The organism is Virgibacillus dokdonensis (assembly GCF_900166595.1).
In the GTDB taxonomy this organism is placed as follows: domain Bacteria; phylum Bacillota; class Bacilli; order Bacillales; family Amphibacillaceae; genus Virgibacillus; species Virgibacillus dokdonensis.
This window is the reverse complement of record NZ_LT745763.1, coordinates 3,472,344-3,495,654: the sequence shown is the minus strand read 5'-3', so window position 1 is coordinate 3,495,654 and position 23,311 is coordinate 3,472,344. Positions and strand designations below refer to the sequence as shown.

Genomic DNA, 23,311 nt, shown 5'->3' with positions numbered 1-23,311 from the left:
TACAACGATGGAGTGGCTTTTTCAACCAACTTAATGTACGATATTCCTGCGCAGTCGCCCATCACCACGAAAATTGCTTAGTATTTTATCTAGGAAAAGGAAGGTTTTATTTTGAGAGGAATCCCTCACCGATTCTGATATCAAAAATAGAAGACGCATGGATGACTAGGTTAGAAAGGTAAGAAAAGGGGGGAGGAAAGGTCAGCAACTGGTTGATTCCATGCTTCTCAATTGAGGTTGATTATAGTATGCATTTATTTTCCCTTGATAAACAAGATGGAAAATACCTGCATCCTCCAAGTCATGAGGAGTAACTAGGGGAGCTGGTTTATTAAACTTGACTACGTTGCTCTCTTGTAGGACTGTAGCTACGAATTGTGAGCAGAAAAAAGCATTTTTTCTATTAATCGGGCGTTTAAGAAGAAAACCAAATAAACCGATGAAATTGTATCGATAAGCATCTTTTTCTGCATATATGTTCTGAATATATTGGTTTATTAGCTGCCACTGTTCTTCTGTGATAGATATGGAATAAATAACGCCGTTTGCATGTTTAAATAAACCTTCATGTATATTTTCTTTTACAAAACCGCCTATGAATGGATTTTTAGGAGCTTTTCTCCCAAAGCTGTAGACGTGCTCAAGTTTTTCATCAAAAGCTATAGAAGCATGATTGTATGGTTTTTTTGTATACAATTTAATAAGTCTCGTAAGCCATGAATTTGTATCTGTAAGTAATAAGTAGATTTCTTTTTGTTGCACAATCATCTCTCCTATCTGTATGTATGCTTTTTCTGTGCTATCAGTAGTATTATTTTATACGAAAAAGATTGCGATTTGGATTCTAAAAATTTTATATTCATAGTCGTACTGTGAAAATTCCGTTCTTTTATAAGCGTTTTGTTTTAAAATAGCTTCATAACTACTAAGAATTTTATGTTTACAAGTTCCTTATAAGTTCATGCTAATTATAATCAATATGAAACTATTACGAAAGATGCTTGAGCTATATAATACTCTAAGCCTTCCGATGTATGGATTCAATGATCTAATGATGAGTACTGTTTATTATTTAATAGTTAACTATAGTTTATACCTTGCTACTAAATAATGCAAGGTAGTGATCTGGATTTCTTTTCTATGTGTACAGAAAAATGGTTCACACAAAAACGCTTCATTTACTACTAAAATTGCATACAACATTACATATATATGTAATAATTTGCTTAGGATTTTCGTCCAAAATGTTCATCTGGCACTAGGCATTCTGCTAATAAATAGAATATGTGATGATTCAATGTAACAAACTATCTTATGTTGTGATTTTACCTTTTAGGTGACTAACCTCGCTATCTTCAAGTTGGCGCTTATCAGATGTCGCCAATAGCTAATGGAATATTATGATTTAAAGTACTGAACAATGAAGCTTGTTGCAAAAAAGGTCAGAGTAGTTCCGTTTTTACTCCGACCGATGAACAAAAAGCTCTTTTACACAACAGGAAAACATAAAATTTTAAGGAAGTGAAGCTCCTCTAACTAGCGATAAAGCGTAGCTCGCATTTAGAAAGCCAACTCGTGCAAAATCACAAGTTAAACTAAATGGATTTTTTACACTACAGAAAAGTATAAAGATTCTAGGGTTTATAGTATAAGCAAAATTAGGCTTTCCGCCATAAGACTTGGCGGGCGAACCAAGTTTTTCTAACTATATAACTTTACGATAAGCTAACCCTACCTAGAATTTTTTTCTTTCACTGCTTTTGTCATCTGACTCCAAATGGATCCTTTTGCTTCTCCTCCATCTTTAATTCGTGCTAAAGCCATTTTTGCTTGCATGCGTACTTCAAATTCAGGGTCGTTCACTGCGTCTTCCAAAGCTTCTATAGCAGCTTCATCGCCTCGTTCATATAAAAACATTGCAGCACGCCAGCGAACTAATCTGCTTTTATCTTTTAGTGCCTCGATCATTGCTGGTATGGCTTCGGAAAAACCAAGATCAGATAGGCAATCACCTGCCGTTCGCCTTACGTTAACAGCCTTATCTTTTAGTGCTTTATATAAATATGGAAGCACTTCTTTATCTTCAATCATACCTAAATAGGCAGTAGCTAACCTGCGAACGGACGCTTTTTCATCCTCGATCGCTTTATTTAAAACAGGTAAGTCTGCTTTGGAGGGTTCCATGCGGTCTAGTGCAGCATAACGTTTTTTCCAATTGGGGTAATCTAACATCTCCATTGTTACTTTTTTATGGTAGGAAGAAATAAATGACGCATCATTTGTTTTTGCATATTGAATGAGATCATGTATCCGTTTGTCATCATAGCTTGCAGTAATTTCTTCAACGACTTCTTCTCCCACAGCCTCTATCTCGCCATAGCGGGGATTTTGCTCAATCCATTTGCGCTCTTCCAACATATTATTAGATGCCGTTGAGGCTTCCATTACGGCGTTCATAAATCGCTCTGGTAACCCAAAACGCTTTTCTGTGTTTCCATCTGTTACTTTTACTTGCATGGGGATGTAGCGGAATAATTGCAAATATACTTGAACTTCCCCAAAAGCTTCATCTGTATCTAGGAAACTTGTAGGTGTAATATCATCATTATCTTCTGCAGAGCCTAGAACTTCGCTTACTTTGGGTAAGATGTCCTCCCAAGCTACACGCGGATTTCGTTCTAAAGCGATAAAGTCGACCACCCTATAAATACCTTTTACTCCGTTAATTTGAAATAATTGCTGTATATAGGCAGGTGCATCCTGTAAGTCATCCTGAAGCGTGTAATTGAACGTTTCTCCATCTTGTAATTGTTCATTCACATTAATTTTCATGGAATATGGACTAGGGGTCGGTTCGATCGATGTGATTTGCATGTTATAAACCTCCTCAAGTATGAAACTTTTTATGAAGTAAAAAATCTAAAGCGTGTAACCATATTTCTAAATAAATCTTAACAAAAAAGCAAATTATAATCTTGTGCAAGGGCTTCTTCATGGATTGTTTATTCAGTTGGTATTTCTCTTTTTCTATTGTGCTCCTTTCCCATTTAGATCTAAAATGATGCCGACTCTTGAACGGGGATTGTTCCAGAAGCTTAGATACTGGATAAAACTAGCGCTGCAATTATATGTTATACTAATAAAGTTGTGTCTTAGTCTGTCATTATGAAATGAATGATTTAAAAATAATTCATCACATGCTACTTAAGAAATGAGCTAAGATGATAGTTTGCCGAGCCGTTTATGTAAGCACAACAAGTTAATGCATAGGGAATAAGTTTCTTGTAAGGGGGAAAAACAGATGGAAAAACTACCAATGAGTGCCTCGAGAACGGTTCAAACAAGACTGGTTTTACCGCCAGATACGAATCATTTAAATACGATATTCGGTGGTAGAATCCTAGCTTATATTGATGAAATTGGTGCGTTATGTGCCATGCAGCATGCTAAAAGTACAGTAGTAACCGCATCGATTGATTCGGTAGACTTTTTATCACCAGCTAAAGCTGGAGATGCTTTAACGATTGAAGCTTTTGTTAGTTATACAGGAAGAAGTTCGATGGAAATTTACGTTAAAGTAACAGCGCGTGATTTAATTAATCAAAACGAACGGTTAACGACAGAGTCATTTCTCACGATGGTTGCAGTAAATGAGGAAGGTAAGCCAGTACCAGTGCCGCAAGTATATCCAGAAACGGAAGAAGAAAAGATTTTGTATGAGTCGGCACCATTTCGTAGAGAGAACCGAAAGCTAAGATATACGAGTCGAAATAAATAAATAAGTAAAGAAAAAACTGTTGATTTCTTATGGATTGACAGTTTTTTCTTTACTTATTTATAGAAAATTGAAAGAGTCTTATGGAGCAATTCATTATCTTCATACAAATGGATTGCTCAATTAGGAGATTCTTACACCCGGGTTTTTTATATAAAGTACACGTAACTATTGCTGTAAGACTACCATCTTAAACACTGGAAAATCTATGTGAACACAAGTCTAAATGGAAAATAAAGCACCAAAATGCCTAATTTTCACTAGTTGGAAAAATGCTTCATGGCTTATAGGCAGAAAATAATAGTTTTGAACGGAAGACATCATGATTACCCGAGTTTTTCTATAAGTAAGGAACGAAAACGAGTTTCAAACAATTGCCGATCTTCCTCAGAAAAAGCTTTTGGCCCTTTCGTTCGCTTTCCGCTTTTCCTTGCCATCGCATTTAAATAACGTGTCTGTAAAAGCGAATCTATATTTTCATTTGTGTATAGAAATCCTTTATGGTGCATCACATGGCATCCTTTAGCAAGTCCTAATGAAGCGAGTCCATAATCTTGTGTAACAATAATATCTCCACGACTGACTAGTTTGATAATACGATAATCCGCGGCATCAGCCCCTGAGTCTACATAGATGGTTTCCACCCCTTTTGGATTTGTTTTACTAGAATAATGGGAAAAACTTTGCACGAGTGTAACTGGGATGCGATATGCTTGAGCTAACTTCATAATAGACTCTTTAACTGGGCAAGCGTCGGCATCAACAAATATTTTCATGAAAACAACCTCTCATTTATTTATCCCGAATCATATGGCGGTAAATTATTCTTCAAAAAATAATCGTGTAAGAAAATAAAGAAGCAGATAACGGTATGTCAACTACAGTTTGTTTGGGATTTTTAGGTCATGCTCTTAGGTTACGAGCAATTCAAAGGCATATAATCTCCCATGTATGGAATGGAAGATGTGCGATAGGAAAACATAAATTGGTCAGCGGTTTCCCTAGCCGAGTTTTCTTCACATGCATTGCCGTGAGCATAATTCGAACAGAAGAAAAAGTCAAGTAGCGTGAATAAATAGTAAAGTTAGATGGATATAAAAATGAAAATGCAAAACCTTTGAAATACCTCACAAAGTTAGGAATATAACACTGTATCCATAAAAATGAGCAAAGTCAAAAAATGTATATCTTTTTATAGAGATATCGTTTATAATTACGAACTAATATAACTGTTTTATATGAAACCACACTGTTGTATACCAATGAAAGAGTAACAAAAAAATTTAAAGCGATTACTATTTGTTTTTATGTACTGTGGGAACATATAAATTCTAGGATGATCCAGCGCAAATGAAATGTTGATGAGGAGGGAAGTCATGCAATTAGTTACACCGAGTTTAAAATGGGAGTCTGAACATCAGGCTTATTGCAAAGAGTGGGGGCCATCAAAAATGATCCCAAACAGTTTCAGTTTAGATGGGTATACAGATTACAGTGTTTATTTGAAAGCATTAAGGTTAAAGCAAAAAGGAAGTGAGCATTGGGTTCCTAACTCTAATTACTTCTTAGTTAACGGGGAACAAAAAATTGTAGCAATGGTTAGTATCCGACATGAGCTGAATGACTTCCTCTGGAGGGTAGGCGGACATATCGGTTACAGCGTGCGACCATCACAACGTAGAAAAGGGTATGGCGCGAGAATACTAGATGAAGCTTTAGCTAAATGTAAGCAATTGGAATTAGGAGATATTTTAGTTACATGTGCGGCAACGAATGTTGGCTCTGCAAAGGTGATTATGCATAATGGTGGCGTGGAAACTGAATCACATCGAGATGAAAACGGTTTGGAAACAAGACGATTTTGGATAAAGAATCGTTGAATTCCCTTTTTCAAAGCACTATAGCAAAGTTGATTCCGCATTAGCAAAATGATGGCTTACATCACAAAGGTTTGGATATGATGCACTGCGTAGAAAGTTTCGCAGCATGAATAAGCAAAACAATTAGCAATGGCTTTCTGTTAAAGCTAAGAAATAGACAAACCGCATGAAAGCTCTTCCCGTTTTGTTCTTGTGAGAGCTCATGCGGTTTATTTAAAAAAGTTGTACCTTTAGCTTTGGCATCTTCCCCAATCTACAAGACTTCGCGTAGTTAAATCTTTCAGAGTAAGTGAAAAATTAAATGAAAAATCATCAAATTTACAACGATATTTATCCAGTTGATCTTGCCCACAGGAATTACTTCCTAATCCGTTCTGTTGTTTATCCAAGTGAAGGATGAGATAATCGCGTTCCACTAAATCAATCGTATGCTTTGCTATTTCTAAGTCATGATCTTCATACTTGGAAACGCTAAAGTTTAGCGGATTTTCTGTTTGGACGAGTATGCCTTTATTCTGCTTTGCCAAGCCAATCCAATCACAATCCATATGGTTTCCATTTTCTTGAGGTTTTATATAATTGACAAATAAATCATCTACATGTGCATGGAATACGCCATGGTAAGCGGATTGGCAGGAATCAACGTAGTTCTCGTGTGGGCCTAATCCGCGCCAAGATACGGTGTCGTATTGTTGATGAATATGCAACTTTACTCCAATTCTTGGCAACATTGGTGGTGCGTTTTCTTTGCGTCCAGAAGCAATGCCAGCAATAGAGACTTGTAATTTCCCATCTGGCGTGATGGTATAGCAATAGGTTAAGTCATAGTACCAGGAGCTGTTCGTTGTCCCGTAAAAAGCTTGGACCATCCAAATGAAGTGGTTATCTTTGATTTCATATTCTACGTTTCGAACGATGTGATGGTCTAAGTGCATAAAGTATTTGTGTCGATAATCCTCTAATATATACATATCATTATCAATCGGAGCACGCCACCATGTAAAAATGGGACCTTTCTCAAGGACTTTTTCTCCATGGATAGATGCATGAAGCAAGTTTCCCCGTACGCGATCAAAGATGTATGTGAAATGATCACCAGATACTATTACGGTAGTTCCTTCTTTGTGTAATGATAGATCAGCGTTTACTGGAACAGGTATAACTTGATTCGGCTCTTTATGATAGATAAAAACAGATCTTGTAATTTCGAAATGTTGTGGAGCCCAATCTGCCTCTTGGTTTAATTGATAAATAAAGTGGACGGTATACTGGGCGCCAGGTTTATTGTTTGCATTTGGATAAGAAATCGTAATTAGTGCAGAGCTTCGTGCTGCTAGTTCTGGCAATGGAACTATTTTTTCTTCAATGAGCTTGTCATCCTCATAAAATTGACAAACCAATCTGTACGCGTGCAAGCTAGTAAAATCCAGACGATTCGTTAATTGATATAATCCAGCAGCAATATCGATAGGATCTGTTTGAACAGGCTCGATCACTTTTTTATATTCTATTAAACTTGTGGACGGCGTACGGTCTGGCATAAGTAGACCATCAATGCAAAAATTTCCATTTGTCGGTTCATCGCCAAAATCACCACCGTAGCGATAATATACTTTTCCATCTTCTGTAACGGTTTGGATTCCATGATCAAACCATTCCCAAATAAACCCCCCTTGCAGATGATCGTGACGGTAAAAGAGATCTTGATATTCTTTTAAGTTTCCAGGACCATTTCCCATTGCATGGGCATATTCACATAATATATGTGGTTTTTGGGTTATTTGAATAACTTCATCCATCGTTAATTTACGGTCATGCTCTAGCCACGTGTACATCGTCGTGTATACATCACTTACTTCAGCTGCAAAATCACCCTCGTAATGTACTAAACGAGTAGTATCTGCCTTTTTCACATACTCCGCCATTTTTCGGAAGTTATAGCCGAATGCCGATTCATTACCTAAGGACCACATGATGATAGATGGATGGTTTTTATCTCGTAATAACGTCCGTTTCATCCGATTCACATACGCTTCTTCCCACTCTGGATTATCAGAAATCCATTTATAGTCACCAGTCAACTCAAAGCCGTGACATTCTACATCCGCTTCTGCGATAACATACATCCCGTATTGATTGCATAAGTCGTAAAAACAAGGTGAATTTGGGTAATGCGCTGTGCGCACAGCATTTATGTTATGTTGTTTCATAAGCATAATATCTTGCTCCATGCTCTCATACGTCGTTACACGCCCTTTATCTGGACTATAATCATGTCTGTTAACACCTTTTAATTTAATTGCCACACCATTTACAAGAAATTGTTTCCCTTGTAATTCAATTTGCCTAAAACCAACATCTTGCTCCACGATTTCGACTATTTGACCTTCGTGATAGATAGTCATGGTAAGCTTGTATAAATAGGGGTTTTCGGCTGACCACTTTACAGGTTGTTGCACCGTTTGCATAAAGCTCTTATTACCAGCTTGCTCGCTCGTAAAAATAACTTTTCCTTCTGCATTTTTTAATTCGTAGCGTATGCTCTGCTTTTGCATCTTATCAAACAGAGGATGTACAATGAATGTTGCGTCTTTATAATGATCGTCGAATCGTGTTTTTATGGTATAGTCGTAGAGACCTAATGTCGGTCTAGCAAACATTTCTACATCACGGAAAATACCACTTAACCACCACATATCCTGATCTTCTAAATACGTTCCATCAGACCATTGAAACACGCGAACGGTTAACGTATTTGTTCCCTTATTTAAAACTTCACTGACATCGAACTCACTTTGAATTCTCGCTCCTTTACTATAGCCGATAAATGCATCATTGACGTACACTTCAAATGCCGAATCAACGCCTTGAAAGCGTAGAATATATTGATAGCCTGAATGGATGTGATCAACTTCTACCGTTTTTCTATATATACCAGTAGGATTTTCCGTTGGTACAAACGGTGGTATAATTGGGAAATTATACCATAAATCAGAATAATGCATCTTGCCATAGCCTTGCATTTGCCAATTTCCCGGAACTTCAATCGTATCCCATGATGATATGTCGAAATCGGTTTTATAGAAGCCTTCTGGACTGTATTCTGGTGCATCTAGGAATAGAAACGCCCAATCGCCGTTTAAATTTTGCTTAAAATAAGGGTGACCATTTTCTGTTACACTTGTAAAATGCGCTCTTGCCTCTAATCTATGAATCCCATCATTTTTATAATCTTCCCATCTTTTTTTATCGAACGATTTCATTGCTTACCCATCCTCTCTTTTTTTTCATACCGCTTATAGCAGATTAATGCAAAGCCAATGAAGATGACAATTCCTAACAAGTTATAGACAAGGCTGAATAGTGGATTCATAGAACCTTCAGCAACCACCCCGGTTTTAAAGTACTCCATTAATGCAAAAGGGGATGGGAACGTAGAAACAAAGAAAGCGAATAAAAAGAAAACTAATAGCATAACCCCCATCACTATACCAGTAGTTCGCGTTCCAACTTTAAAGGTTCGAGGATGATTATCTTTTTTAACGCGAAACATGATATAGGCAATGAGCAAGAACAGGACTGGAATTAACGACGTTGCAGCTGTCATATTAATTAATGTTTTTAACAAAGAGTTGACAGAGCCGATGCCTAAAGCAGGTATGACTAATAATATGGTTACAACAATCGCTTGTAGTGTTAGTGCATTGGTAGGGTTTCCTTCATGATTTGTTTTGGCAACCCATTTTCCAAAGATGCCTTCTGGAATTTCGGAAAATAGAATTTTAACCGGTGCAGCAGTCCAAATGACGAGTGAACCGACAGCGCTTAATAGCATAATTAAACCGACGAATCTCGTAATACCATCTCCAATTCCAAAATGGCTACCTAAAATAGCAAAGGCTTCAAACAATGCATCCGAGTAGTTATCTTGAAGGGCATCAGCAGGCATGATTAAACCAACTGCTACAGATCCTAAAGCATACATGATCCCAATGGAAAAAGCAGCAATAATAATTGTTCGGATAAAGGTTTTGTTACCGCCTTTAATATCTTTTACATAGACACCAATTGCTTCTGCTCCCCCTACAGCTTGTAATATCCAGGCAAGGGTGGCAAAATAATTCCAATTCATTGAGGGAGCAACTGATTCACGATTAAATTCCTGTGCAGATGGCTCTCCTAAAATAAATACAACCGCTAAAGCAAAAACGATAAAGCCAATACCCATTAAAATACGGGCTACTCCTGATACATCTGTTACTTTTGAAATCCAAGAAACACCTTTAATAGACACAAATGTAGCTAACCAAAACAAGAAAATAGACAGTAAAGAAATGGCAACAGTAGCTCCAGTTCCGAATACGTTTTTTCCAGTAAAGGTATAGGACGCATAAATTAGAATTTGTGGCAGTAATGCGGTAAAGTAAAACAAGTTGACAAAAAAGTAAGACCATGATCCTAAGAATGCCCATTTTTCCCCTAATGATGTTCGAATCCAGCTATATACACCAGATTCGGATTCCGCATTTGCCGATGAAAACTCACCAATCATGAGAGCGAAAGGGATAAAGTAAAAAACAGTAGCAAAAAGAAATGTGAATACAGCAGATAAACCAATACTTGCAGTTGCATTAATGATGTTATTAAATGCAAACACTGCTGTGAACGCCATTAATAAAAACGAGGTAGCAGTTATCTTTTTTCTATTTTCTGTCACAATTTTTGCTCCTTTCTCTTTTGATGTTTGTGTGCAAAATGTACATGTACAAGGTGATTTGGTACGATGAAGATAAATAAATATGATTTGGTTACGCTTTCATCATACTGTTATTTGTCACGAAAGTTAATGATCTAATGTTGTTCGTTCTTGACATTATGTTGTATAGAGGAGGAGTTGTTTTTGTTTCATTCTATTGGTACTTTTGAAACGGATCAGCAGCCAAATAGTCATTTTTATGTATATGAATGTGGTTTTGAAGACGTACAGCCGCGGGAGCCTTATCAGTATCAGCCTATTGATTATTATTTAATCCATTATATTTTAGAAGGGGAAGGGCTATTTTTCATCAATGATGAAGTGTATCACTTGGGTGAAAAAGAGGGATTTGTCATTCCACCTAATACGAAGAATAATTATTATCCACTCGCAGGTAATCCCTGGAGTTATCGGTGGATTGGCTTTAAAGGGGAAGCGTGTGATGATTTATTTTATCAATGTGGCTTCTTAAAGAAAACGAAAAATGGGATGGAGAATTTCACATATCGATATGAGAACAAGCAGAAAATGGGTCAATTATTCGCTAGTGTGTTTAGTTATTCACAAAAAAGAAGGCCGTATGCTGCGATTGGAGAATCCTATCATATTATGAATCTTTTAATGGAGCAGCATGAAGAAGATTTACGGTGCAGTATCACACAAGGAGAGAAGTATGTAAAATGTGCCATTGAAGTGATAGAAAAAAATTATAATCAGCCAACGTTTTCTGTTCAAGAGCTTGCACAATTGCTACAAATTGAGCGATCCTATTTGTATCGGTTGTTCAAAAAGTATCTAAATGTCAATCCCACACACTATATTGGACAATATCGCATAAATAAGTCAACAGAATTACTGAAAAAAAGTAGTTACAACATGGAGGAAATAGCTTTTTTAGTTGGTTTTAATACGCCTTCGCATTTTTCTAGACAATTTTCTAAATGTAAGGGTGTGTCTCCATCAAAATACCGTTCTCAATTTATACTATAGGATTTTAAATAATAGCGTTTTCTCTGTGAAAACTTTTCTACAAGTACGAACGAGATATAGTGGAGCTATTTATCAATTGTTGCTACCTTTATATTTGCTGAGGATGTCATCATGCCTCAGTTTTTTTCTTTATCAAAAACAGGCGAGAAAATACCATTTTCAAGCAATGAGAAACCCAAATGAGTAAGTGGGGGATGAATCGCCTTCGGACAAGGGATGGATTTTGTCATCTCAATTGTCCGACTGCCACTTGCAATAAATGAAAAATAGCTTGTGTACGAGTACCGAAACTCTTCTGTTCCGAGACAAGAAAGCATATTAGATGCTTTGCGATAACGAAAAACAGAACAGCTACGTCCGGCTCCAGCGTCCAGCAATTAGGCGACTTTTTGATAGACTTGAGTAGCAGCTTGTGTTTGTGGAGTGAATAAAAATATAAAAGCAGACATTAAAAAAATTAATGAAAAACCTTTTTCATCAATGGTTTTCCTCTCTTTTGTATTGATTCTTTTCAAATTCATTGTGCAATTCACCTGTTTCTCCGTTGAAAAGTAAATATTTCATTTTTTTCCTTGCTTTATCCCATCCAATAATTTTTATAAGAATGATGTTTTTTCTAGGATCTTTTGTAATTCCAAAATTATAACCTTTTGCAAATACGTCTCCCGGATATAAATTTGTTAGTGATTTCGCTTTTTTAAGTAATTCAGTTGTGTCATATTTGATTTCTGACAAGTTAGTAATGAAATATTCTTTTGGTCTAAGTTCTTCTCCTTCATTTGGAAAAGCTACATGTTCATTGATTTTCCCATCGTGTATGTTTACTAGATAAAAATCATTTGTGTTAGGTAGCCCAAACGTTATATTCCAATATCTACGTTTTCCATCCCCTCCAGTTTGTTTCTCATCGTTATCGATACTAATTGCATCGATTAACTTAGCTTGTTTGTTCCAAAGTACTGCATCTGAATAAGCTAATTCTATTGCCTGTTTAAGAGTTAATTTAAAATTCGATTTAGTATCTTGTAAATCTTTTTGATCTGTACAACCAGTAAGAAATAAATAAAAAATGATAAGTAAAAAAATATACAATTTGTTGTTCATAATACGATCCTCTAGTTTTTATTTGAATACTTTATTCTTTTTAAATGTAAATTTGACCTTTAAACTTTAAAAAAAATCGTTCGACAAAAAATATAAAGAGAAAAACTTGCATGATCATAAGTTTAAGAGCAAAGCAAGATCAAGAGATCACTTCTGAATTATTTAATTCTTTATAGCATTTTTCACAAAATGGACTATGACCTAGCAACATCTTTCCCTTTTGGTACTCCTCTCATGGTCTACATTTCCACCTTGCTAATTATGCCTATATATTATATACTACATTACAAGACTAATGCACTCATGCGCATGACGGAAAGGGGGTTGCAAATTTGCTGTTAGATACGAGTGGAATGAAACCGATTTATATTCAAATTGCCGAGTGGATAGAAGCGGAAATATTAAATGGAAACTTTCTGCCACATGATAAAGTGTATTCGCAATATACGCTTGCTGATATGTTTACCATTAATCCTGCAACGGCGGCAAAAGGATTAACGCTCTTGGCAGAAGAGGATATTTTATACAGTAAACGAGGCCTAGGGAAATTTGTAACCCCAGAAGCAAAAGAAATTATTATGGATAGACGGAAAAACCAAACATTAAAACAATTATTGGAAGATGTAGTGATCGAAGCAGAACAGTTAAAGGTGGATGAACAGGAGCTTATGCAGCTACTTCAAGAAACCATAGCGAAGCGGAAGGGGAGAAAATAATGGAAGCGATTGTCTGTGAAGGGTTGACAAAAAAGCAGAAACAATTGACTACGTTAAAAGAAGTGTCTTTTTCAATTGCTGAAAATACGATCGTAGGCGTTGTCGGTCGAAATGGGGCAGGAAAAACGACCTTGCTTAAAATTTTAGCTGGATTATGGAGGGCATCATCTGGAAATGTCCATGTGTTAGGAGAAAATCCATTTAATAGTTTATATGTATCAGCAAATACGATTTACATTAGCAATGAAATGGTATTGCCGAACTCCCTATCTTTATCCGCGTTACTAACAGAAGCAGGTCGTTTTTATCCGCGATGGGATGATGATTTGGCTAGACGGTTAGTTGAATACTTCGGGTTTCGGGACAATGACTTATATACACAGCTTTCAACAGGTAAAAGAAATACATTTAATGCAATTATTGGACTGTCTTCCCGCTGCCCGATCACAATATTTGATGAGCCAACTACAGGGATGGATCAGGCAGTGCGAAATGATTTTTACCGAGCTTTACTAAAAGATTATTTGCAAGTACCGCGTACGATTTTACTATCTAGTCATCATTTAGAAGAAGTAGAAGAGTTATTAGAATCTGTATTGCTACTGGATAGAGGGAAAAAGCAACTCTATCTCCCTATGGATGATGTAAAACATGAAGCTGTAGGTCTAACGGGGAGAACGGAGATGGTTTATACATATACACAAGCCAAAACGGTCTTTTATCGAGAAAGTATTGGTATGGATACAACGTATACGGTTATAAAAGCGAATCAAGTGGATATGGAAAAAGCAAAACAGCTCGGTATTCAAGTAACTCCTGTATCCGCAAGTGATTTTTGTGTTTACCTAACGCGTGCAGGAAAAGGAGCGATTGATGATGTCTTTCAATAATATTTCGCTGTCATCTATTGTTTGGAAGCAGTACCAATATAAACAAAAAAGCTATGTTGGTATGTATATGTCTTTAATGGTATTGCAGCTTATTGCAATACTAATTTCTATAGAAGGTACACTTTATACGGGGGAAACTACGGATGTTTTTACTTTAAACATGCATCAATATTCTGCAGATGTCGCCTTCTTTTTCACCGTTATATGGGGAGGGATCAGCGCTATATTGCTTACGACAAAGGGATATTGGATAGAAAATTTTATGTTTGTAACGAATCGTCTTAGCAATCATTTGGCAAATATTGCTTTGTTGACTACGGTAAGTATTGTAGGTGGGATAACGGCATTGTTAACCAAGTATGTAAATGTCGTTATTCACTATATGTTGCGTGATGAACCGATTATACAATTAAGTACGTTAGAAAGTTCTGAGCTGATTGTTGGCGTTCTAACGATGATTTTTTACATATTATTAGCTAGTGCTATCGGATATGTATATGGAATTATTCTACAATGGAATCGTTTTATAGCAATTGTCATTCCAATTTTGCTCGTTGGTTTGAGCTTTGGAATCGGCTATATAGACTTATATGCAACAATGTATGATTTTTATCTTCAAGAAACCTCTTTCCTGTTATTTATAATAAAAGTGCTAGTTACAATTTCTGTCTTATTTGGTTTAGCCATTGTTCTATCTAATAGGAAGGAGGAATTGAAGTAATGGGCGTTTTAGCGTATTTGCCTCTGTTCATTTTGCTTCTGTTTGTTGTAATTGTTTTTGGTGTTCTCAAACTCTCTAAACATCGTTTTCGTCATTACCATCAATATGTAAAGTTTATTTTTCTTGGATATGTCATCCTACTATTGATTGCTGCCGGGATCTCATTTTTTGTTCCATATAATGAAGTTGTAAAAAGGCAAGCGAAGAATTCGGATATCGTTTTGTACAATTATTTTGCAGGTGACCGTCATTGGCAAGATGTAGATTCCTCCTATCAACAAAAACAATGGGAGTTTTCTGTATCCTCTAATCAACCATTACATATAGTATCGCCTGATGGTTCCATGGATGTGTATGTGGAAAGAACAGGGGATTTGCAAAATAAAATTGACATCCGTTATTTTCAGTCTCCACACTTTATTAATGGTATCAATGTGATGCAATTTATAGAAGAAGATGTATTTCCAATCGTTACATTTAAAGACCCGCAACTGACGATATGGGAGCCTCAAAGCATAGAAAAAAACGTTTATACCATACAATCGGAGCTGCCATTTAAACAGTTTAGCGAAGAAAGAAACTTGTCAGATGGGGCGTTTCGTAATGGTGAAAGAATCTTGTTCATTCGTGCTGCTGAGGATATAGAATTGAAGTCGGATGGAAACGTCAGATATATTAATCAATGATAACAACCGGATAGTAGATAAGTCTCCAAGGAAATGCTGTAATCGGAGTAAGTGACATTTACAGTATATCTAGATATGGGGGCTTTTTGCTTGTATTTTTAGAAAAGTATAAAATTTTGTAGTATAAGAAAAAAGACGGCGTTTTATCGTCATAAAGGCTTTTGCGATAGCCGTTGTTTATATTATATTAAAATTTACAGCAAACATGAAAGAAGTTAACATTGCAAGAGCATTGTCTTTAAAACATTGCATTTGTCCGTTGCTTTGCTACTTCCTACCTACTCGGGGAGAATATTTTTGTAAACAAATATAGGCAAAAGTTCCTCTTAAAACAAAGTTTTCAATACTATATAATAGAAGTAAGTGGATGAAAGACAACATATAGCTGGAAGACAGAAGTCCGAGGTGAGGAAATGGAATCATTGCATTGGATTAATGGACAAATTACCCGAACACAAAATTCACTATATATGCTTCATCTTCAATTAGATGAAAAAAGAAGGGACTTAGAACGACTTGTATTAGCACAAGCAAATTTACAGGAGAACCAGGAAGAACTCAAACAGTATAAGACATGGTGTACAAAGCCTGAGTTAACTGGAAATACATGGGCAGGTCATTTAGCAGATCAGTATGAGCAGTGGAAAGAACATACGCTGTTTAGAAGTTATATTAATTTATATGATTATCAATTAACCCAAACGTTGGAGCAATTAAATGATAAAATTAAAGAAACGAAACAATCCATCATTGATATCCGTATGGATTTGTCAACCCAAAGTGATATTTTAGATGATTTATATGGGAAACAACGAAGGGAGTTATTGAATTAATGAGTGACGAAATTAAGGTAGCCCATGCTCCAATTCAAAAAGCGATTACAAATGTAGAAACAACGAGCAATCAATTGCATGCGAATATGATAAGTACGCAATTAGTCAACAATACACTGGGGATGGCAAGAAAATTAGAAGCAATGAATGACTTGCTAGAGGGGCTTATTTCGAAATACCAATCATTGTTATTAGAACACGGAGAAACAACAATGAAAGCGGTTAATTTATTTATGGAGTCGGAACAGGCTACTGCTTCATCCATGAATTTGATGAAATAAGTAGAAACAATTGTCACATAATTATTAGGGTGTTCATAAAAGTTTTACATAATAAAGAAATCATTGATTACATGGAATAATTGATTGTGAAAGCAAGTACATTATAAAGGCTCTCGCCACAAGCCAAGTTTTTCTAAAAAACTCGACACATACAATCGGGTAAAAGAGCTTTTCATTTCTTTATTGGCATGCCATAATAAAGAAAAACGTAGGTTAGGAATGAAAAAATGGCTAAAGAAGTAACATTACATATAAACGATGATTATAGCAAACAAATGCGAGAAGGGTATCCGCTTATCCATAAAGAAGCTGTAAAGGAGCAGGAGTTGCCAGAAGAGGGCTCCGTGGTTCGGCTATTGGATATGAAAAATCGATTTATCGCTAATGGATATATTGGTGTTCAAAATAAAGGAGTAGGCTGGGTATTGACGCACCGTCAGGGTCCATTGGATCTTGCAGCGTTATTTCAGTCTAAGATGTTAGCGGCGATGAATAAACGCCAAGGCTTTTTTCAATCCCCGGACACAAATGCGTTTCGCGTATTTAATGGCGAAGGAGACGGTATAGGTGGTTTAACGATTGATTATTATGCGGGTTATTACTTAATTAACTGGTATAGTGAGGGGATATATGCATATAAACAGTTTGTCATCGACGTTTTAGATACATTAGGCGATTATGATGCCATTTATGAGAAAAAGCGATTTCGTAAACATGGTGAGTACGTGGAAGACGATGATTTTATAAAAGGAGAGCGCGGGGAATTTCCAATTATTGTGAAAGAAAATGGCATGCAATATGCTGTTTATTTAAACGATGGTGCTATGACAGGTATTTTCCTAGACCAACGTGATGTTCGTAAGGCAATACGTGATACATATGCTGAAGGCAAGCGTGTTTTAAATACATTTTCTTATACGGGTGCGTTTTCCATCGCTGCTGCGTTAGGTGGAGCTGAGAAAACGACAAGCGTGGACCTCGCAAAACGGAGTAAGCCAAAGACCGTAGAACAGTTTAGTGTAAATGAGATTGATTTTGAGCAACATGAAATTGTGGTCATGGACGTGTTTGATTATTTTAAGTATGCGCGCAGAAAGCAATTGCAATATGATTTAGTCATCCTTGATCCTCCTAGTTTTGCACGATCTAAAAAACGAACATTCCGTACAGCAAAGGATTATCCTACCTTGCTTCAAGATGCCATTTCCATTACAAGTAATCGTGGTGTCATTGTTGCATCTACCAATAATGCTAGTTTTGGTATGAAGAAGTTTAAAGGTTTCATCAAGCAAGCGTGTCATAAAATGCAAGTGAATTATAATATTCTGGAACAGTATCAACTGCCAGCTGATTTTCAAACGAATAAACAGTTTATCCAAAGTAATTACTTGAAAGTGTGTATCGTGCAAATACAGAAAAAATAAGTGTAAGCTTGATGAAGACAATTGCTTGCTATTCATCTTTTATAAGCAATAGCTGTCCTATTTCCTGAAAATTTATATCACTTTTATAGTGAAAAGCTCCGTTCACCTTTTGCGTGTATGGAGCTTACTTATATCCTATATGACCATTTTCTTTCACATCATCCCTCCATAAAAAGATGTTTTATTTATAAATTACAAACAATTTCGCATGCTCCTATTGTATATTTATTATTAATAGTGCATAATAATTCATAAACAATTAAAAAAGGCGGCGATAGGATGGTAATTGGAGTGAAAGAAACGTTAAAAGGTTTAAAAGGGAGAGACTTTTTAACTTTGGCTGATTATACCCGTGAGGAAATAGAAGAGTTAATTGATTTTGCGCAAAAATTGAAAGCAAACCATAAAATTGGTAAGCCAGATCCATTGCTACAAGGTAAGACGTTAGGGATGATTTTTGAAAAATCTTCAACGAGAACGAGAGTGTCCTTCGAGGTCGGAATGTATCAACTAGGTGGGAACGGAATTTTTTTAAGTTCCAATGATTTACAAATTGGGCGTGGGGAAACAATTGCAGACACAGCGCAAGTATTGTCAGGATATTTAGACGGAATTATGATTCGCACTTTTTCGCAAACAGATGTAGAAGAATTAGCGAATAAAGCTAGTATACCTGTAATTAATGGACTAACAGATGTATATCATCCTTGTCAGGTTTTAGCCGATTTGTTAACGATAAAAGAAATAAAAGGTCAGCTTCAAGGCGTGAAAATAGCCTATATAGGTGACGGCAATAATATGGCACATTCGTTAATGCTTGGCGGGAGCATGTTAGGAATGGATGTTGCGATAGCATCTCCGAAAGGCTATCAACCAGATGAGGAGATTGTAACCGAAGCTAGTAAACGAGCTGATCAGTCTGATGCGAGCCTCCTTATTACGGATGACGCTCGAGAAGCTGTACAGCAAGCGGATATTATCTATACAGATGTTTGGGCGAGTATGGGGCAAGAAGCAGAGCAAGCTAAGAGAGAAGTAGCGTTTGCTGATTTCCAGGTAAATAGAGAATTAATGCAACTAGCAAAAAATGAGGGCAACTTTATGCATTGTTTACCAGCCCATCGAGGGGAAGAAGTGACTGCTGAAGTGATGGATGGTTTACAATCCGTTGTTTTTCAGCAAGCAGAAAATCGATTACATGCTCAAAAAGCTTTATTAGCTGCTTTAATGAGCGATTAAGTAGAAGTTCACAGGAAATGTGCTCGAATTTGTAGAAAAGTCGCTGAAGTTTACAGGAAAGCTGTTTGAAGTTCATCATTTATTCGCTGAAGTTTATAATATTTACCGAATATGCAAAACGCCTTTACGATAACATACATCGTTTTCTGCGTTCAAGGCGTTCAAATCTTCGAAAAGCAAAAATTACTTTCGTGTGAGTGCTTCCGTTTGTACTGTTTCTTACAGGAATTTAGTCTATTTTTATTCGGGGTGTTTTCCATTTTATAAAAAATGAGATTTAAAACGTAGCATATCACCTTATCGTTTTGGAGATATGCTACGTTTTTTAATAGCTGTTTGCATGATGTCCCTATTTCATCCACGTACACGATAGAAAAGGAGTAAGGTTCATATGGTATGAGCCTCTATTTATCTTGAAGGAGTTGGAAAAACCCATCGATGTAGATGGGAGCTCTAAGCCTACTTCTTTTCTACTCGTAAACCTGTAGAATCCATTTTTCTTTGCTGGATGTTGTAGCTAGGAAATGCTGCTTGTAACTTTTGCTTGTTCTGGGTGCCAGTTCCTTTAGGGAAAAAGGAGATCATCGTTGGCCCAGCACCACTAATCACCGTACCATATGCACCAAGCTCGTTCGCTTTCTGTTTGATAGGCGCATAGTTTGGAATTAATTCAGCGCGATAAGGTTCATGAAAGATATCTTTTTCCATCATCTTTCCTGCCATTGGATAGTCTTCGTTCATTAATGCTGCAATAAAGACATTCCCAATACTGCTTGCTTGTGCAGCATGAGCTCGTGAGTACGTATCCGGTAACACATTTCTTGCAGCTTCGGTTTTTAATTCATCTTGTGGAATAAAAATGATCATATCTATGTTTAATTGATCTATTCTACATATATCAACAGAAGTATCACCATTATAATTCGTTATGACAAGTCCACCAAAAAGAGCCGCACCTACGTTATCGGGATGGCCTTCTTGCTCTGTAGCTAACTGTAGTTTTTCCTCTTTTGAAAGGTGAAGCTGACAACATTGGTTGGCTAATTCAATGCCAGCAATAATTGCTGATGCGCTACTTCCCAAGCCACGAGCTAATGGAATGGAACTATCGATGGTTAAACAACAAGTAGGTAGTTCTTTTCCGTATTGTGTAGCCGTATGTTGCGCTATTTGATAAATAAAATGATCTGTATAATTGTTGCAAGCTGGGAGTAACAGAGACTGTTGGTAGATTTTCCATGCATCATTTTCAGAAACAGTTAATGTAAGATATAGATCCAGTGCTAGTCCTAATGAGTCAAAGCCAGGTCCGATATTTGCGGAACTGGCTGGTACAGAAATGGTAAAGTTGTTCATACGTTAACCTGTTTCGTTATATAGTCTATTACTGCCTGTTCATCATTTGGCAATGATACAGGATCGATGTTTAATTGATCGATTGCTGTTTGTGGATCTTTTAACCCGTTTCCTGTTAACACCGCTACCACTTTACTTCCTTGTTTAATTGTTCCGTTGTTTGTTTCGCGAATAACGCCAGCAATGGACGCATTAGAGCCTGATTCAGCAAAAATTCCTTCCGTTTGCGCTAATGTTTTAAATGCATGGATAATTTCGTCGTCACTAACAGCTTTTATCATTCCTCCCGACTCATCTCTAGCAGCTTCAGCTAATTTCCAACTAGCAGGGTTTCCAATCCGAATTGCTGTTGCGATCGTCTCTGGTTGTTCAATGACTTGATTTTGAACGATGGCTGCAGCTCCTTCCGCTTCGAATCCGAACATTTTTGGAAGACCTGTTTGCTTAAAAGCGTCGTATTCTTTAAAGCCTTTCCAATAAGCGCTAATATTTCCTGCATTACCTACAGGGATAGCAAGCACATCAGGAGCACTTCCTAAGGCATCACAAACTTCAAAAGCAGCTGTTTTCTGTCCTTCTATCCGGTAAGGATTCACCGAATTAACTAAGGTAATGGGCTGGGTTTCACTTAAATGACGTACCATCGTTAATGCCTCATCAAAATTACCATCTATTTCGACAATCTCTGCTCCGTACATGATCGCTTGTGCTAGTTTACCGAGTGCGACTTTTCCTTTAGGTATAACAATAATTGCTTTGATGCCAGCTTTTGCAGCATAGGCTGCAGCAGAAGCCGAAGTGTTTCCAGTTGAGGCGCAAATAATAGATTTACTACCTTTTTCGATTGCTTTTGCGACAGCCATTACCATTCCTCGATCTTTGAAAGATCCAGTTGGGTTAGCACCTTCTATTTTTCCATACAATTCTATGCCTAATTTTTGTGATAAGTTTGTTAATGGAATAAGCGGGGTGTTCCCTTCATGTAACGTTAGTGCAGGTGTATGATGTGTTGTTGGTAAATACTCATGATAATGCTTTAGTAGTCCCGGCCACTTCATCTGGTGCATCTCCTTCCACTTTATAGTAGCTTTTAATTTGCTGGACGACATCTAGCTCATAAAGTTGTTCTAATGCATTTTCAAAAGTTGCTAAAGATGTTTGATGTGTAATCAAAATGATTTCTGCTAAATCTTGTTGCTTCATTGGTGTTTGTAGTATACGTTTGAAGCTTACATGTAAGTCATTAAATAATGTGGAGATTTCTGAGAATGCTCCAATTTGATCTTTGACATGAATACGTAAATAAAATTGCCCAGAACGTTGTTCACTGCTGCGCAATGTCGCAGAAATTCTTGGTTTTAAAGAAGAATTACCATTTACGCCTAATCGCATATTCTTTATTACGGTAATAAGATCCGAGACGATAGCGGTCGCTGTCGGCAAGCTTCCCGCACCAGGGCCGTAAAACATTGTTTCACCAACCGCTTTACCATATACATAAACAGCGTTGTATTCATTTTTTACAGCTGCTAAGGGATGATCATTGGATAGTAAGGTAGGTTGCACACTCACTTCCATTTGTCCGTCTTCACATTCGGCAGAACCAATTAATTTCATGGTATAGCCGAATTTTCTTCCATATTCTAAATCTGCTAATTCTAAATTTTTAATACCGTTTACTTCTACTTCGGATAAAGCAACATCTGTAGAAAAAGCGAGTCTCCCCAAAATCGCCATTTTTCTAGCCGCATCTAATCCCTCAACATCTGCTGTTGGGTCAGATTCTGCAAAGCCTAAATCTTGCGCTTCTTTTAAGGCTGCTTCGTACGTCATTCCTTCGTTTGTCATTTTTGTTAAAATGTAATTTGTAGTTCCATTCACAATCCCCATCACTTTTTCAATTTTATCTGCAGCTAAACCGTCCGTTATCCCTCGTAAAATAGGTATACCACCTGCTACGCTAGCTTCGTAATAATAATCGCATTTATGTTCGCGAGCCGTTTCTTCCAATTCTGTTCCATGTAAAGCAATTAAATCTTTATTGGCAGTAACGACATGTTTTTTAGCTTTAAATGCTTTCAGTGTATATGGATATGCTTCTTCAATACCCCCCATAACTTCGACGATCACGTCTATTTCTGGATCTTCGAGAACGTCTGCTGGGTCGGTAGTGAGAAACGTTTGTTGCACATTAACGTTACGAGCTTTATCGAGATCGCGCACTAATACACTCTTAACTTCAACAGAACAGCCTAATTGGTGAACGAGCTCTTCTTGCTGATTTTCAATAAGCTTCATAATTCCTGAACCAACGACACCTAACCCTAATAGACCGATAGAAACCTTGTTTGCCACATCATCACCTCATTTTATGTTTAATAGTAATTTAAACACGAAACAAGGAGTATAGCAATAGTGAAAGTTCCCAATAATTAATTTTACTTCGAACTTTTGGAAGTCTTTCGTGTGTTTTCATAGTAAAAGATGTAAGGGGACTTTAAGATTGAAGTTTTCAATAGTTAAATATGTTTTGGGGTATAAGAATCCCTTGAGTTCTTTCCGCTTTTTTGCTTATTTTAGAAATATGCGTAAATGAGGGATATATTTGTGATGAAATTGCGTTCCAGTATTAAATTTACGTTAAGAACAGGAACTCATGT

At 36.7% G+C, this 23,311-nt stretch carries 21 protein-coding genes; 11 read left to right on the top strand and 10 right to left on the bottom strand.

Features of this window, described 5'->3' with window-relative positions; translation table 11 throughout:
• Positions 1-201 precede the first annotated feature (201 nt).
• Both B2C77_RS17865 and B2C77_RS17860 read right to left on the bottom strand, forming a co-directional pair.
• Positions 202-762: a hypothetical protein gene (locus tag B2C77_RS17865; RefSeq protein ID WP_101932754.1), complete on the bottom strand. Its 561-nt coding sequence runs from the start codon at positions 760-762 to the stop codon at positions 202-204.
• Positions 763-1,731: 969 nt separating this feature from the next.
• The gene (locus B2C77_RS17860; protein ID WP_077706274.1) at positions 1,732-2,874 is read right to left on the bottom strand and encodes a conserved virulence factor C family protein; all 1,143 of its coding nucleotides are present in this window, start codon (positions 2,872-2,874) and stop codon (positions 1,732-1,734) included.
• Between the two features lie 427 nt (positions 2,875-3,301).
• On the opposite strand from B2C77_RS17860, the gene B2C77_RS17855 reads away from it, so the two are divergent.
• Entirely contained in the window at positions 3,302-3,778 is a 477-nt protein-coding gene (locus tag B2C77_RS17855; protein WP_073009779.1) for an acyl-CoA thioesterase, read from the top strand.
• Positions 3,779-4,101: 323 nt separating this feature from the next.
• Here B2C77_RS17855 and B2C77_RS17850 read toward each other — a convergent pair whose 3' ends face one another.
• On the bottom strand, positions 4,102-4,551 hold the full coding sequence (locus B2C77_RS17850) for a YaiI/YqxD family protein (RefSeq protein WP_077706273.1): 450 nt from the start codon (positions 4,549-4,551) through the stop codon (positions 4,102-4,104).
• A 600-nt stretch (positions 4,552-5,151) separates the two neighbouring features.
• Between B2C77_RS17850 and B2C77_RS17845 the strand changes: the two genes are divergently transcribed.
• Complete coding sequence (locus tag B2C77_RS17845) at positions 5,152-5,655, top strand: GNAT family N-acetyltransferase (RefSeq protein WP_077706272.1); 504 nt, start codon at positions 5,152-5,154, stop codon at positions 5,653-5,655.
• A gap of 230 nt (positions 5,656-5,885) precedes the next feature.
• On the opposite strand, the gene ebgA is transcribed toward B2C77_RS17845, so the two are convergent.
• Together ebgA and B2C77_RS17835 are read right to left on the bottom strand one after the other, a co-directional pair.
• Positions 5,886-8,918 carry a beta-galactosidase subunit alpha gene (gene ebgA, locus B2C77_RS17840; RefSeq protein WP_077706271.1) on the bottom strand — a complete coding sequence of 1,011 codons (3,033 nt, stop codon included), beginning with the start codon at positions 8,916-8,918 and terminating at the stop codon, positions 5,886-5,888.
• The gene (locus tag B2C77_RS17835; protein ID WP_077706270.1) at positions 8,915-10,372 is read right to left on the bottom strand and encodes an amino acid permease; all 1,458 of its coding nucleotides are present in this window, start codon (positions 10,370-10,372) and stop codon (positions 8,915-8,917) included. Before B2C77_RS17835 ends, ebgA begins: the two co-directional genes overlap by 4 nt.
• A gap of 183 nt (positions 10,373-10,555) precedes the next feature.
• Between B2C77_RS17835 and B2C77_RS17830 the strand changes: the two genes are divergently transcribed.
• Complete coding sequence (locus B2C77_RS17830) at positions 10,556-11,401, top strand: AraC family transcriptional regulator (protein WP_077706269.1); 846 nt, start codon at positions 10,556-10,558, stop codon at positions 11,399-11,401.
• 116 nt (positions 11,402-11,517) lie between these two features.
• Here B2C77_RS17830 and B2C77_RS21470 read toward each other — a convergent pair whose 3' ends face one another.
• Both B2C77_RS21470 and B2C77_RS17825 read right to left on the bottom strand, forming a co-directional pair.
• On the bottom strand, positions 11,518-11,778 hold the full coding sequence (locus B2C77_RS21470) for a hypothetical protein (RefSeq protein WP_141130760.1): 261 nt from the start codon (positions 11,776-11,778) through the stop codon (positions 11,518-11,520).
• A 100-nt stretch (positions 11,779-11,878) separates the two neighbouring features.
• Complete coding sequence (locus tag B2C77_RS17825) at positions 11,879-12,505, bottom strand: hypothetical protein (protein ID WP_077706268.1); 627 nt, start codon at positions 12,503-12,505, stop codon at positions 11,879-11,881.
• Positions 12,506-12,837: 332 nt separating this feature from the next.
• Between B2C77_RS17825 and B2C77_RS17820 the strand changes: the two genes are divergently transcribed.
• The 8 genes from B2C77_RS17820 (at position 12,838) to argF (ending at position 19,295) form a co-directional block, all read left to right on the top strand.
• Positions 12,838-13,221: a GntR family transcriptional regulator gene (locus B2C77_RS17820; RefSeq protein ID WP_077706267.1), complete on the top strand. Its 384-nt coding sequence runs from the start codon at positions 12,838-12,840 to the stop codon at positions 13,219-13,221.
• Positions 13,221-14,111: an ATP-binding cassette domain-containing protein gene (locus tag B2C77_RS17815; RefSeq protein WP_077706266.1), complete on the top strand. Its 891-nt coding sequence runs from the start codon at positions 13,221-13,223 to the stop codon at positions 14,109-14,111. The genes B2C77_RS17820 and B2C77_RS17815 overlap by 1 nt, the downstream gene beginning before the upstream one ends.
• Positions 14,095-14,832, top strand: a complete 738-nt coding sequence (locus B2C77_RS17810; RefSeq protein WP_176087364.1) for a hypothetical protein — start codon at positions 14,095-14,097, stop codon at positions 14,830-14,832. Before B2C77_RS17815 ends, B2C77_RS17810 begins: the two co-directional genes overlap by 17 nt.
• Positions 14,832-15,518: a hypothetical protein gene (locus B2C77_RS17805; protein WP_077706264.1), complete on the top strand. Its 687-nt coding sequence runs from the start codon at positions 14,832-14,834 to the stop codon at positions 15,516-15,518. The genes B2C77_RS17810 and B2C77_RS17805 overlap by 1 nt, the downstream gene beginning before the upstream one ends.
• A gap of 413 nt (positions 15,519-15,931) precedes the next feature.
• On the top strand, positions 15,932-16,351 hold the full coding sequence (locus B2C77_RS17800) for a YwqH-like family protein (protein WP_077706263.1): 420 nt from the start codon (positions 15,932-15,934) through the stop codon (positions 16,349-16,351).
• Entirely contained in the window at positions 16,351-16,632 is a 282-nt protein-coding gene (locus tag B2C77_RS17795) for a DUF5344 family protein (protein ID WP_077706262.1), read from the top strand. Before B2C77_RS17800 ends, B2C77_RS17795 begins: the two co-directional genes overlap by 1 nt.
• 227 nt (positions 16,633-16,859) lie before the next feature.
• Positions 16,860-18,056 (top strand): class I SAM-dependent rRNA methyltransferase, encoded by a 1,197-nt coding sequence (locus tag B2C77_RS17790; RefSeq protein ID WP_077706261.1) that lies wholly within the window; start codon positions 16,860-16,862, stop codon positions 18,054-18,056.
• Positions 18,057-18,335: 279 nt separating this feature from the next.
• Positions 18,336-19,295, top strand: coding sequence for an ornithine carbamoyltransferase (gene argF / locus B2C77_RS17785; protein WP_077706260.1), 960 nt, complete (start codon positions 18,336-18,338; stop codon positions 19,293-19,295).
• 459 nt (positions 19,296-19,754) lie between these two features.
• On the opposite strand, the gene thrB is transcribed toward argF, so the two are convergent.
• Genes thrB through B2C77_RS17770 form a run of 3 tightly spaced genes read right to left on the bottom strand, consistent with a single transcriptional unit; the run spans position 19,755 to position 23,006 of the window.
• On the bottom strand, positions 19,755-20,651 hold the full coding sequence (thrB, locus tag B2C77_RS17780; RefSeq protein WP_077706259.1) for a homoserine kinase: 897 nt from the start codon (positions 20,649-20,651) through the stop codon (positions 19,755-19,757).
• Complete coding sequence (gene thrC, locus B2C77_RS17775) at positions 20,648-21,709, bottom strand: threonine synthase (protein ID WP_077706258.1); 1,062 nt, start codon at positions 21,707-21,709, stop codon at positions 20,648-20,650. The genes thrB and thrC overlap by 4 nt, the downstream gene beginning before the upstream one ends.
• On the bottom strand, positions 21,675-23,006 hold the full coding sequence (locus B2C77_RS17770; protein ID WP_077706257.1) for a homoserine dehydrogenase: 1,332 nt from the start codon (positions 23,004-23,006) through the stop codon (positions 21,675-21,677). Before B2C77_RS17770 ends, thrC begins: the two co-directional genes overlap by 35 nt.
• Positions 23,007-23,311: the final 305 nt, after the last annotated feature.

Coding starts and splice junctions, on each gene's coding strand:
- B2C77_RS17860 (WP_077706274.1), bottom strand. CDS start 2,874: ATGCAAATCACATCGATCGAACCGACCCCTAGTCCATATTCCATGAAA.
- B2C77_RS17855 (WP_073009779.1), top strand. CDS start 3,302: ATGGAAAAACTACCAATGAGTGCCTCGAGAACGGTTCAAACAAGACTG.
- B2C77_RS17850 (WP_077706273.1), bottom strand. CDS start 4,551: ATGAAAATATTTGTTGATGCCGACGCTTGCCCAGTTAAAGAGTCTATT.
- B2C77_RS17845 (WP_077706272.1), top strand. CDS start 5,152: ATGCAATTAGTTACACCGAGTTTAAAATGGGAGTCTGAACATCAGGCT.
- ebgA (WP_077706271.1), bottom strand. CDS start 8,918: ATGAAATCGTTCGATAAAAAAAGATGGGAAGATTATAAAAATGATGGG.
- B2C77_RS17825 (WP_077706268.1), bottom strand. CDS start 12,505: ATGAACAACAAATTGTATATTTTTTTACTTATCATTTTTTATTTATTT.
- B2C77_RS17815 (WP_077706266.1), top strand. CDS start 13,221: ATGGAAGCGATTGTCTGTGAAGGGTTGACAAAAAAGCAGAAACAATTG.
- B2C77_RS17810 (WP_176087364.1), top strand. CDS start 14,095: ATGATGTCTTTCAATAATATTTCGCTGTCATCTATTGTTTGGAAGCAG.
- B2C77_RS17805 (WP_077706264.1), top strand. CDS start 14,832: ATGGGCGTTTTAGCGTATTTGCCTCTGTTCATTTTGCTTCTGTTTGTT.
- B2C77_RS17800 (WP_077706263.1), top strand. CDS start 15,932: ATGGAATCATTGCATTGGATTAATGGACAAATTACCCGAACACAAAAT.
- B2C77_RS17795 (WP_077706262.1), top strand. CDS start 16,351: ATGAGTGACGAAATTAAGGTAGCCCATGCTCCAATTCAAAAAGCGATT.
- B2C77_RS17790 (WP_077706261.1), top strand. CDS start 16,860: ATGGCTAAAGAAGTAACATTACATATAAACGATGATTATAGCAAACAA.
- argF (WP_077706260.1), top strand. CDS start 18,336: ATGGTAATTGGAGTGAAAGAAACGTTAAAAGGTTTAAAAGGGAGAGAC.
- thrB (WP_077706259.1), bottom strand. CDS start 20,651: ATGAACAACTTTACCATTTCTGTACCAGCCAGTTCCGCAAATATCGGA.
- thrC (WP_077706258.1), bottom strand. CDS start 21,709: ATGAAGTGGCCGGGACTACTAAAGCATTATCATGAGTATTTACCAACA.